The organism is Streptomyces sp. NPDC033177, assembly GCF_055577715.1.
On record NZ_JBVIPS010000009.1, the window covers coordinates 380,536 to 392,286 of the forward strand.

General features: G+C 69.3%; 10 protein-coding genes. 7 read left to right on the top strand and 3 right to left on the bottom strand.

Features of this window, described 5'->3' with window-relative positions:
* Positions 1–108: 108 nt before the first annotated feature.
* From ACZ5U5_RS30200 to ACZ5U5_RS30210, 3 genes are read left to right on the top strand one after another with little or no spacing between them, the layout of a single operon-like run.
* On the top strand, positions 109–1,032 hold the full coding sequence (locus ACZ5U5_RS30200; protein ID WP_469027808.1) for a carbohydrate ABC transporter permease: 924 nt from the start codon (positions 109–111) through the stop codon (positions 1,030–1,032).
* Positions 1,029–1,865: a carbohydrate ABC transporter permease gene (locus tag ACZ5U5_RS30205; RefSeq protein ID WP_469027811.1), complete on the top strand. Its 837-nt coding sequence runs from the start codon at positions 1,029–1,031 to the stop codon at positions 1,863–1,865. The genes ACZ5U5_RS30200 and ACZ5U5_RS30205 overlap by 4 nt, the downstream gene beginning before the upstream one ends.
* The gene (locus tag ACZ5U5_RS30210) at positions 1,865–3,157 is read left to right on the top strand and encodes an ABC transporter substrate-binding protein (RefSeq protein ID WP_469027813.1); all 1,293 of its coding nucleotides are present in this window, start codon (positions 1,865–1,867) and stop codon (positions 3,155–3,157) included. Before ACZ5U5_RS30205 ends, ACZ5U5_RS30210 begins: the two co-directional genes overlap by 1 nt.
* Positions 3,158–3,176: 19 nt before the next feature.
* Here the strand turns inward: ACZ5U5_RS30210 and ACZ5U5_RS30215 are convergent, their stop codons facing one another.
* Both ACZ5U5_RS30215 and ACZ5U5_RS30220 read right to left on the bottom strand, forming a co-directional pair.
* Positions 3,177–3,923 (bottom strand): response regulator, encoded by a 747-nt coding sequence (locus ACZ5U5_RS30215; RefSeq protein WP_469027816.1) that lies wholly within the window; start codon positions 3,921–3,923, stop codon positions 3,177–3,179.
* A complete protein-coding gene (locus ACZ5U5_RS30220) occupies positions 3,920–5,125 on the bottom strand; it encodes a sensor histidine kinase (RefSeq protein WP_469027819.1) in 1,206 nt (401 codons plus the stop codon). Before ACZ5U5_RS30220 ends, ACZ5U5_RS30215 begins: the two co-directional genes overlap by 4 nt.
* Before the next feature lie 216 nt (positions 5,126–5,341).
* On the opposite strand from ACZ5U5_RS30220, the gene ACZ5U5_RS30225 reads away from it, so the two are divergent.
* On the top strand, positions 5,342–7,594 hold the full coding sequence (locus ACZ5U5_RS30225) for an MMPL family transporter (RefSeq protein ID WP_469027821.1): 2,253 nt from the start codon (positions 5,342–5,344) through the stop codon (positions 7,592–7,594).
* 35 nt (positions 7,595–7,629) lie between these two features.
* Here ACZ5U5_RS30225 and ACZ5U5_RS30230 read toward each other — a convergent pair whose 3' ends face one another.
* Positions 7,630–8,724 carry an ABC-2 transporter permease gene (locus tag ACZ5U5_RS30230; protein WP_469027824.1) on the bottom strand — a complete coding sequence of 365 codons (1,095 nt, stop codon included), beginning with the start codon at positions 8,722–8,724 and terminating at the stop codon, positions 7,630–7,632.
* Positions 8,725–8,805: 81 nt separating this feature from the next.
* Between ACZ5U5_RS30230 and ACZ5U5_RS30235 the strand changes: the two genes are divergently transcribed.
* From ACZ5U5_RS30235 to ACZ5U5_RS30245, 3 genes are all read left to right on the top strand, one after another.
* Positions 8,806–9,252 (top strand): MarR family winged helix-turn-helix transcriptional regulator, encoded by a 447-nt coding sequence (locus ACZ5U5_RS30235; protein ID WP_469027827.1) that lies wholly within the window; start codon positions 8,806–8,808, stop codon positions 9,250–9,252.
* A 73-nt stretch (positions 9,253–9,325) separates the two neighbouring features.
* Entirely contained in the window at positions 9,326–10,537 is a 1,212-nt protein-coding gene (gene mgt, locus ACZ5U5_RS30240) for a macrolide-inactivating glycosyltransferase (protein WP_469027829.1), read from the top strand.
* 225 nt (positions 10,538–10,762) lie between these two features.
* Positions 10,763–11,731 (top strand): CDP-alcohol phosphatidyltransferase family protein, encoded by a 969-nt coding sequence (locus tag ACZ5U5_RS30245; protein WP_469027832.1) that lies wholly within the window; start codon positions 10,763–10,765, stop codon positions 11,729–11,731.
* The last annotated feature ends 20 nt before the right edge of the window (positions 11,732–11,751 follow it).

Genomic DNA, 11,751 nt, shown 5'->3' on the forward strand with positions numbered 1-11,751 from the left:
GGCTGCGAGGCCTGCGTAGCTGCTTGACGTATCAAGATCCCATCAGCACGATGACGGGGGCCGCCTGGGCGGCCAAACCCCGATGAGCCGCCCAAAGGAGCCGATTCCGTGACATTGGCGACCGCGACAAAGCGGTCAGCGAACGGCGCGTCCGCCCGCAGAGGCGCGGACCACGGCGCCTGGTTCCTGGTGCTGCCCGCGCTGATCCCGATCCTGATCCTGAGCGTCGGCCCGCTCCTCTACGGCATCGCGCTCGCGTTCACCGACTCCCAGTCGGGCCGCACCGAGCCCACCGAGTGGATCGGCGTCCTGAACTTCCAGGACCTGCTGCACGACACCCTCTTCTGGGACTCGTTCCGCATCGGCCTGATCTGGGCGTTCGGCGTCACCGTGCCGCAGTTCTTCCTCGCCCTCGGCCTCGCCCTCCTGCTCAACCAGCCGCTGCGGATGCGCTGGCTGGCGCGGGCGCTCGCGATCATCCCGTGGGCGATGCCCGAGGTGGTCGTCGGCATCATGTGGCGGCTCGTCTACCACCCGGACGCGGGTGTGCTGAACGAGACGCTCTCCAACTTCGGCCTGGGGGAGGGCAAGGACTGGCTCACCGGGACGGCCACCGCGCTCTTCGCGGTCATCGTCGTGGGCATCTGGGCCGGCATGCCGCAGACCACCGTCGCGCTGCTCGCCGGGCTGCAGAACACCCCGCGCGAACTGCACGAGGCCGCCGCGATGGACGGCGCGGGCGCCTGGCGCCGCTTCCGCACCGTCACCTGGCCCGCGATCAAGCCGATCGCCCTCGCCATCACGGCGCTCAACTTCATCTGGAACTTCAACTCCTTCGCCCTGGTCTACGTCCTCACCCAGGGCGGCCCCGGCGGCCGCACCCGCCTGCCCATGCTCTTCGCCTACGAACAAGCCTTCCGCTACGGCCAGTTCGGCTACGCCGCGGCCATGGGCTGCGTGATGGTCGCGGTGATCTCCGTGATCCTCGCCTTCTACCTCGTCGGCCGCCTGAAGGGAGCCGACGAGTCATGATGCGCACGAAGAAGTCCACGCGCACCGCGCAGTACGTGGCGCTCGCCGCCTATCTCGTCTTCCTCGCCTTCCCGTTCCTCTGGCTGATCTCCACGGCCTTCAAGCCCGCACGGGAACTGGGCAGCCTGGACCCCACCTGGATTCCCAAGGACCCGACCCTGGAGAACTTCCGCCAGGCTTTCGACGAGCAGCCGCTGCTCCAGGCCGCGGGCAACTCCCTGATCGCGGCGCTCAGCGCCTCCCTGATCGCGGTCGTCATCGCGACCCCCATGGCGTACGTCATGGCGCGGCACCGCAATCGCGTCTCGAAGGCGGCGACGGGCTGGGTGGTGATCAGCCAGGCGTTCCCCTTCGTCCTGATCATCATCCCGCTGTTCCTGATCCTGAAGAACCTGCACCTGATCAATTCGCTGGTCGGCCTGATCATGGTCTACGTCGTCTGGTCGCTGCCCTTCGCGCTGTGGATGCTCGTCGGGTACGTCCGCGCCGTGCCCACCGAACTGGAGGAGGCGGCCGCGGTCGACGGCGCGAGCAAGGTGCGCACGTTCGTCTCGGTCGTCGCGCCCCTGCTCGCCCCCGGCATCGTCGCCACGGCGATGTTCGCCTTCATCACCGCATGGAACGAGTTCTTCTTCGCGCTCGTCCTGCTCAAGACCCCGGAGAAGCAGACCTTGCCGGTCATCCTCAACCGCTTCATCGGCACCGAGGGCGTCGCCGACCTCGGACCGCTCGCCGCGGCGGCCTTCCTCGCGACCATTCCCTCGCTCGTCATCTTCGCGATCATCCAGAAACGGATCACGGGCGGCATGATGGCAGGGGCGGTGAAGGCCTGATGCGCGCAGCACCACGGCTCGTGACCGCCGCCACCGCGGTTCTCGCTCTGCTGCTCTCCGGCTGCAGCGGCGACTCGGGTGACGACGACGGGAAGATCACCCTCCAGTTCCAGTCCCTGGCCTGGCAGAAGGAGTCCGTCGACGCCAACAAGGCGCTCGTCAAGGAGTGGAACGCCACCCACCCCGACGTCAAGGTCGAATACGTCCAGGGCAGTTGGGACAGCGTCCACGACCAGCTCCTCACCTCCTTCGAGGGCGGCGAGGCGCCGGACATCATCCACGACGCATCGGACGACCTCGCCGACTTCGCGTACGGCGGCTATCTCGCGGACCTGGACGAGCTGCTCCCCGAGCGGCTCAAGTCCGACATTCCCGAGCGGAGTTGGCGGACGACGACGTTCGGGGACGGCGTGTACGGCGTGCCGTTCCTCCAGGAACCCCGCGTCCTGATCGCCAACGCGAAGTGGCTGAAGGAGTCGGGCGTACGGATCCCGACCCCCGAGAAGCCCTGGTCCTGGGCGAAGTTCCGGGCGGTCACCAAGGACCTGAGCGACGGGAAGGGCAAATACGGCGTGGCCTGGCCGCTCAAGGAACCGGTCTCCGCGACGCTCAACCTCTCGCTCTCCACCGGCGGCACGATGTTCCACCGCGGCGACGACGGCAAGGTCGACATCCGCTTCGGCAAGGCCGACGAGACCATGCCGCGCACGGTCCACGACCAGGTCAACGTCGACAAGAGCGCGTCGAGCACCACCCTCGGCATGGGCGGCTCCGACACGCTGCCGGGGTTCTTCGGCGGCAAGTACGCGATGGTGCCGCTCGGCTTCTCCTACCGCCAGCAGATCGTCCAGCAGGCGCCCAAGGGCTTCGACTGGCAGGTGCTGCCCGCACCGGCCGGAGCGGAGGGCCTCGCCCAGGGCGTCAGCCCGCAGACGCTCTCGGTCTCCGAGGACACCGAACACAAGAAGGAGGCGGTCGAGTTCATCGACTTCCTCCTCCAGCCCGAGAACATGGTGCGCCTCGCGCAGGGCGACTGGATGCTTCCCACCGGCACGGAGGCCCTGAAGGACCCGGCGCTGCGCACCGAGAAGAACGACTGGGCGACGGGCACGGCCCTGGCGAAGGACCTCCGCTCGGCCCCGGCCCAGTCGGTGCGCGGCTACCCGGAGTGGAAGGACAAGGTGGCGACACCGGCGCTCCAGGAGTACTACAGCGGGGCGATCGACCTGGAGGAGCTGCGCAAACGGCTGGTGAAGGACGGGAATCTGGTGCTCAAGAGGTACCAGCGCTAGGCCGTCACCAGGTCACGGGTCAGCGGGAGGGCCCATTCCCCTCTCCCGCCCGAACGAGCCCAGACTCGTACGCGGCGATGACCGCCTGCGCGCGGTCACGCACGCCCAGCTTGGCGAAGATGCCGGTGGCGTGGTTCTTCACGGTCTGGACGCCGATCTCCATCCGCTGCGCGATCTCGGAGTTGTCGAGTCCCGCGGCGATCAGGCGCAGTACGTCGACCTCGCGCGGGGTGAGCCCGGCGAGGTCCGCCGCCGGCGGGCGCGAGGCCGGGGCCGGCGTCACGAAGGTGGCGAGCAGCCGGGTCAGGAGCCGCGGGGCGACGACGGCCTCGCCGCGGTGGACGGTGCGAAGGGCGGCCACCAGCTCCTCGGGGGAGACGTCCTTGGGCAGGAACCCCGAGGCCCCCGCCCGCAGGGCACCGACCACGTGCTCGTCCATGTCGAAGGTGCTGAGCGCGAGGACCCGGCATCCGGGCAGCTCGGCGCTCAGGCGCTCGGTGGCCCGGACGCCGTCGAGCACGGGCATGCGGATGTCCATCAGGACCACGTCGGGGCGCAGTTCGAGCGCCGACGCGATGGCCTGTTCGCCGTCACCCACTTCGCCGACGACCCTGATGGAGGGGTCCGAGAGCAGGATCAGCGACAGGCCCCTGCGCACCAGCGGCTGATCGTCCGCGATGAGCACGGTGATGCCGTCGGACTCGGCCCCGGCTCCGGGTTCGGGTTCGGGTTCGGTTCCGGGCCCGGATTCAGCTGCGGATGTCATCGAATCCTGTCCTTCTCGTACGTGTCGGTGGACAGCGGCACACTCGCGATCACCGCGAACCCGCCTTCCTCGCGATTACCGGCCCGCAAGGAGCCGTCATGCAGGGCGACGCGCTCCCGCATGCCCAGCAGACCGTACCCACCGCCCTCGCCCTTCCCGCCGGGCGCCCTGCCGTCACCGCCGCCGTCGTCGGCCACCTCGACGGTGACGCGGCCCTGTTGATAGGTGAGCCGCACCGTGGCGCGGGCGGGCCCCGCGTGCTTGCGGGCGTTGGTCAGCGCCTCCTGGACGATCCGGTAGAGGGTGAGGCCGACCGGCATCGGGAGCGCCACGGGGTGCCCGGTGACGTGGAGTTCGGCCGGCAGGCCCGCGGCGGTCGAATCGGCGACGAGCCGGTCGATGCCGTCCACCCCCGGCTGGGGCTCCGACGGCGCCTCCTCCGGAGTGTCGGTGCTGCGCAGCACCCCGAGGAGCTGCCGCATCTCGCGCAGCGCCGTGCGGCCGGACTCCTCCAGGGTCACCAGCGCATCGCGGGCCGTGTCGGGGTCGCGGTCCAGGGTCGACCTGGCCCCGCCGGACATCAGGTACATGGTGGTGATGTGGTGCGCCACGATGTCGTGCAGCTCCCGTGCGATACGGCGCCGTTCCTCGGTCACCGCGCGGTCGGCGAGGAGCTTGCGGTTGATGTCCAGTTGGTGCTTCCACTGCCGCACGGCCAGGCTGATGGCGACGATGAGGCAGGGCGTGACCGCCACATCGGTGATGCCCACCCCCAGGAAGGGCACGTCGTTGTTCAGATACCGCGTGAGCTGTACGGGCACGGTGGCCAGGACGCCCAGGATCACGGCGCGCCGCCCGCAGTACCGGGCCACGGTGTAGAGCGCCACCGCGACGGCGCCGCCGTAGCTGTTCGACATCGGCGAGCCCGGGTCGACGGCGAGACCCAGGTTCACGGCCAGCTGCACGGCGAGGACCGCGCCGAGCACCGGCACGGGGTGATGGCGCCGGAAGAGCAACGGCACGAAAGAAACGGCGACCAGCAGCACTCCGAGCACGGTGACGGGCGCCCCCGGGCCCTCCTCGCCCGGGGCGAGGTAGGCAAGTACGTCGAGTCCCACCGCCACGGCGGCGACCACCATGTCACCCGGGGTCGGCCGCGGCCCGCTCGTGTGCGGTGCCGGAGGGAAGAAGTCGCGGCCCATCCGGGCGCCTCCTGGTGGAGCGGTGCGGGGGGCTCAGATGTGCCCGTCTTTCCGCTCCATTACATCCCGCCCCGCGGCACCGGGAATCGGCGTGGGGGCGGTTCTCTTACCCAGTACTGGAGTACTGCCCACGACGACGAACCGGACTTGAGTCACGGGTGCGTCCCCTTCCGGCGGCCGACGACCTCAAGGGGTTCCGCGTGATGACCTGTTGGCATGATCCGCAAGCTGACCTCCTTGTCCACCCGGCACCGATGGCTGACGATCGTCGTCTGGACCATCCTCGGAGCGGCCCTGTCGTTCGTGGGGAACTCGATGATGTACGACGTCACCGACTCCCAGGCCGGGGATTTCCTGCCCAAGAAGTACGACTCGGCCGTGGCGCTGCGCATCGCGGAGGACGAGTTCGGCCACAAGCCCGATCCCAACGCCCTGACCGTGCTGGTCGGCAGGGACGACGGCAAGAAGCTCACGCCGTCCGACCAGCGGCGGATCGCCGCCACGGCGGCCGACCTGGGCCGGGAGCGGATCACCGCGCCGAAGCCCGAACCGCTCATGAAGGACCACTCCCAGACCCCGCGGGTGTCGCCGGGTGCCGTGGCCCCGGACAAGTCCTTCCGGCTCCTGACGGTGTCCCTCTCCGGAAATCCGAGTGACCCGGGCCTGCAGGACGTCTACAAGGAATTCCGTGACGGCGCGAAGGACGAATTCGCCGCGGACGGCCTGCGCGTGGGATTCACCGGCGGAATAGCCTCCACGGTCGACGACACGGACGCAGAGGAGCCCACCGGGAAAGTCGTCGCCAGCCTGACGATGGGCCTCATCGTCCTGCTGAACGTGCTGGTGTTCCGCAGCCTCGCGGCCGCGTTCGTGCCGTTGATCGCGGTGGCGCTGATCGGCGGTGTCGCGTCGGGAGCGGTGGTCGGCGCGGCGAAGCTCTTCGGCATAGACCTCGACCCGTCGACCCCCTCGCTGATCGGTGTCGTACTCCTGGGAATCGGCATCGACTACTTCCTCTTCCTGATGTTCCGGTTCAGGGAACACCTGCGGAACCACCCCGAGCAGAACGCCCGTACGGCCGCGGCCGAGACGACAGGGCGGGTGGGCAGCGCGATCACGTCCGCGGCCCTGACGATCGTGGCGGCGTTCGCGACGCTCGGCCTGGCGAGCTTCGGGCAGTTCCGGGTCCTCGGCCCCGCCATCGCGATCTCCGTCCTGGTGATGCTCCTCGCCAGCCTCACGCTGATGCCCGCCCTCCTCGCCGTGCTCGGCCGCGGCATGTTCTGGCCCGCCCGCGCCTGGAAGAAGGAGCGCACCGGCGGCATCAGCGCACGCCTCGGACAGGCGGTGAGCGCACGACCGGTGCGGTACGCACTGGGCAGCCTGGTGCTGCTCGGCGCCCTAGGCGCCGGCGCGGTGGGCATGAAGATGAGCTACGACCAGCAGGGTCTGCACGAGACCGCGGCGGTCAGGACGGCCGAACAGATCTCCCGGAGCCTGCCCGCGGGTGTCTCGGACCCGCACAGCGTCTACGTACGGAGCACTGACGGCAGTGGCATCAAGGAGGGTTCACTCACCCGCATGACCCGTGCCCTCGCCAAGGCCGAAGGCGTCGGCGAGGTGGGCAAGCCGGTGTTCAGCAAGGACCGTACGGCCGCACGGGTCGACCTGTTCCTGAGCGTCAAGTCCGATACGCAGAAGGCGCGCGACCTGGTTGCCGGGCCCGTCAGGGACACGGCCGCGCGGACCGCCCCGCAGGGCACCGAGGCGTACGTCACGGGAACGGCCGCCGTCTTCGCCGACATCTCGACGGCCGTGGAGAAGGACCTGCGCCTTGTGTTCCCGGTCGCGGCCCTGCTGATCGCCGTGATCCTCTTCCTGTTGCTGCGTTCCCTGCTCGCACCGGTCGTGCTGATGATCGCCGTGGGGCTCGGGTTCGTGGCCACCCTCGGCGCGAGCACGCTGCTCTTCCAGCACGGGCTCGACCGGCCCGGGGTGTCGTTCACGCTGCCCCTGGTGCTCTTCCTGTTCGTCGTCGCCCTCGGCACCGACTACAACATCCTGATCACCGACCGGATCAGGGAGGAGATGGAGAAGCCGGTCCCGGCGCGGCACGCGGTGGCCGAGGCGGTCCGGCACACCGCGCCCGCCGTCGCCACGGCCGGCATCGTGCTCGCCGGTTCCTTCGCCAGCCTCGCCGCGAGCCCGGCAACGCAGGAGATCGGCTTCGCCACCGGCCTGGGGATTCTCCTGTCCTCGCTCGTGCTCTCCCTCGTCCTGGTGCCCGCGCTCGCCGCGCTCCTGGGCCGCGGGCTGTGGTGGCCGCGCAAGGGCGGTCGGACCCCGGGCCACCGGTACGCACCGGTGGGGCCGATGGCCGCACCTGAGCAGCACCGGCCGTACGCGTCAGCTCCTCCGGAGTACTCAGCTCCGGAGTACTCAGCTTCGGAGTACTCCGAACGCCGATAGGCGCGCCGCTGCCACGGAGTCGGTGGCCGTCGCCGTCAGACGGCCACCGACTCCTCCATCTCCTCCTCCTGCTCCCGCTGTCCGTGCCCGGCCTCGCGGCCGGGCACGGGTGCGTCCACCGCTGCCCGCGCACGCCGCTCCCAGAGCGCCGCGATGCCGGTGATCACCAGGCCGAGCAGCAGCCACGCGGCCAGTGTCCACACGTGCCCGCCGAGTGCGTGGCCGCCGAAGTAGAGGTGGCTGCGGATGCCCTCGACGAATCCGGCGCCGTTCCAGAAGGCGTGCAGCGAGCCGAAGAAGCCGTTCTGCAGTTCCGGCCTGAACAGGCCGCCGGACGACGTGAAGTTGAGCATCACGAAGAGGACCATCATCGCCAGCGTCGTCCAGCGCTTCAGGAACGTGTGCAGTCCGATGCCGATGAAGAGGATGCCGGCGGCGTACAGCCACGCCATGGCCCACACGCCCCACAGGCCCTGGTGCGCCAGGTGGAAGACGGGTCCGGCGAGCGCCGCGCCGATCAGGCTCACGGCGAACGAGACACCGACGACCAGCCCGGCCCTGGCCCGCATCCGCATCCCGGCGCCCGCGGCCCCCAGCGCCGCCACCGACGCGTACGAGCCGATGCTCACCGCGACGAGCAGGAAGAACAGGCCCTGCCCCGTGGGATCGTCGTCCACCGTCGGCGCCACATCGGAGACCTTCAGCGGTACGCCCCGCTCCGCCGCGACGGGCGTGAAGATCTTCTCGACCGCCATGGCGCTCATGTCGGAGCCCGCGGTGGCGACGATCACCTCGGGTGTCCTGGCGTCGGGGACGTAGGCCCCCGATATGTCCATCGCCTTGAGTTCGTCGACCGCCTGCGCGCGGGAGCCCACGGTCCGGACGTCGAGGGCGTCACCCGCCTTGTCCTTGACGGTCTGCGCGAGGGCCTGCGTCTGCTCGCCCGATCCGACGACGGCGATCGGCAGGTCGTGCGGCTCCGGCGTGACGAACGCGCCCATGTAGGCGAGGCCCATGCCGAGGCACATCAGCAGGGGCGTGACCAGGTGCAGCAGGACGTGGCGGAGTGGTCCGGAGGCGGTTGCCGGGCCGGCTGATGCCTTGTGGGCGGGCGCCGAGGTGGCGGTCATCGGGAGACCTCTCGCAATAGTTGGCTTATACACTCAATCTCGATGTTGTACTGTACAACCATTCGCGGAGAGGGAGAAATCGTGGCCGACAGGGACGGGTCCATCGAGATCATTCAGCGGGAGATGACGGCGTTCGCCCGGCGGGCCCGCGCGTCCGCCGCGCGCATGCACCCCGAGCTGTCGCTCGTCTCGTACACGCTCCTGAGTCACCTGGAGTACCAGGGCGGATGCCGGGCCACGGACCTCGCGGCGCACTACACGCTGGACAAGTCGACGATCAGCAGGCAGGTGGGCGCGCTCGAGAAGGCCGGCCTCGTGGAGCGACGGCTCGACCCGACCGACCACCGGGTGCACGTGCTGCACCTCACGGACCGGGGCATCGAGGTGCTCGGGCAGGTCACCGACGCGCGCCGGGTCGCGTTCCATGAGCGGCTGACCGACTGGAGCGCGCCCGACCTGGAGAAGTTCGCCGAGTGCTTGCTGCGCTACAACGACGCCGCGTCGCGGAGCGGTCCGGACGTCGAGTAGGGCACGGGAGGCCGTGGGAAGAAAACGGGCCGAGAGGTTGCACGAGACGTCTCGTCTCGCTTAAGGTCGGTGCATGACCTCACGCCAGCGTGCCCACATCGCCATGTTCTCGATCGCCGCGCACGGGCACGTCAACCCGAGCCTCGAAGTGATCCGCGAGCTCGTCGCCCGCGGCCACCGCGTCACGTACGCGATCCCGCACCTCTTCGCCGAGAAGGTCGCCGAGACCGGCGCCGAGCCCGTCCTCTTCGAGACGACGCTGCCGGGCCCCGACGACGACCCCGAGGCCTGGGGGACCGAACTGATCGACAACATCGAGCCGTTCCTCACCGAGGCGATCGAGACGCTGCCGCAGCTGGCGGCGGCGTACGAAGGTGACGAACCGGACCTCGTCCTGCACGACATCACCTCCTACCCCGCACGCGTGCTCGCCCGCCGGTGGGGCGTCCCCGAGATCTCGCTCTCGCCGAACCTGGTCGCCTGGGAGGGGTACGAGGAGGAGGTCGCCGAGCCGATGTACGCGGAACTGAAGGAGACCGAGCGCGGCAAGGCCTACTACGCGCGCTTCCACGCCTGGCTGGAGGAGAACGGGATCACCCAGCACTGCGACCCCTTCGTCGGGCGTCCGCCGCGCTCGCTCGTCCTGATCCCCAAGGCGTTGCAGCCGAACGCCGACCGCGTCGACGAGACGATTCACACATTCGTCGGCGCCTGCCAGGGGGATCGCTCCGCGCAGGGTGACTGGCGGCGTCCCGCCGGTGCGGAGAAGGTGCTGCTCGTCTCGCTCGGCTCGTCGTTCACCAAGCAGCCCGCCTTCTACCGCGCGTGCATCGAGGCGTTCGGGGATCTGCCCGGGTGGCATGTGGTGCTCCAGGTCGGCAAGCACGTCGAGGCGGGCGAGCTGGGGGAGATCCCCGCGAACGTGGAGGTCCACCCGTGGGTGCCGCAGCTCGCGGTGCTCAAGCAGGCCGACGCCTTCATCACGCACGCCGGCGCGGGCGGCAGCCAGGAGGGGCTCGCCACCGGGACTCCGATGGTCGCGGTGCCGCAGGCCGTCGACCAGTTCGGCAACGCGGACATGCTCCAGGCCCTCGGGGTGGCCCGGCATGTACCGATGGAGGAGGCCGACGCGCGGACGCTGCGGGAGGCCGTGCTCGGCCTGGTCGGCGACCCGGAGGTGGCGCGCCGGCTGGCTGAGGCGCGGGCCTCGATGGCGGGGGAGGGCGGCACGAAGATGGCGGCGGACCTGATCGAGGAGGAGCTCGCGAAGGCGGCCGGGGTGTGACACTCCGTGAGGCGTTTCCGTTGCTTCGTGGGGTGTTTCTGTTACATACCTGTCGCTCGATAACGCTCAGGTAACGCAGGGTGGTTCTGGCATGGGTATTGACTCGTCCTGAAAGGTTGACCGTTACCCCCGGCCAAAGGTTGCACGGGTAGGTTCTTGTTCCTTGAACCAATACCTTCTTAGCGTGAGGTGAACGTTCCGCGAACGCCAGGAAGTTGACCCCACATGCGACGAGACATACCGCCCCTCGACGAGGTGCGCCGCATCACCCAGAAGAAGCGCGACGCGTGGTGGACCGTGATCCTGGTCGATCCGGTCGCCACGCCGCTCGTGCGGTGGACGGCGATGCGGACCAGAATCACGCCCAACCAGATCACCTGGGGCGCGTTCCTGTTGGGCCTTGTCTCGGCCGCGTTCTTCGCCATGGGTGACTGGCAGTGGCTCGTCGTCGGTGCGATCGTCTACCACTTCAGCTTCATCCTCGACTGCATGGACGGCAAGGTCGCCCGCCTCACCGGCACCGGCTCGGTGTTCGGCGCGTGGCTCGACTTCGTCTTCGACCGCATCCGCGTCATGGCGTGCGCGGTGGCCCTGATGGGCGGCCAGTTCCACCGCACCGGGGACGCCTTCTACATCTGGGCCGCGGTCGCCGTGGTCGCCCTCGACACCCTGCGCTACATCAACGGCCTCGAGATCTTCAAGATCCGGCACACCATGCGCAAGCAGATCAAGGTCCGCATGAGGGCCGCCCGCCGGGCCGAGAACGAGGCCGAGCTGGAGTTCATGGAGGACCTGCTGCGGGAGAACCCCGAGGCGGACATCGAGCAGGACATGCAGAAGGCGCAGTCGGAGCAGGGGATTCAGCAGGCGCCCGAGGCTCCGGCGCCCGCGACCAAGCGGCAGGTCATCGACCTGCATCAGGAGTTCCGCGGCAAGTTCCCCGCGTACCTGCGGGCCCGTTCCTTCCTGCTGCGGCACCGCATCCGTACGCACCTGGTGAGCGGCATCGAGTTCCAGATGGGCGTCTTCATGATCGGCCCGCTGTTCGACGTGGTGCTGCCCGCGACGATCGTCTCCGGCGCCCTGCTCCTCGTCTTCGAGCTGGCGATCATCTACAAGCTGCTGCTCTCGACGCGGGACTTCACGCGGACGATCGACTCGTTCGAGGAGCGGAAGCTCATGGCTGCGGCCTAGGAATCACTGAAACCATCCGG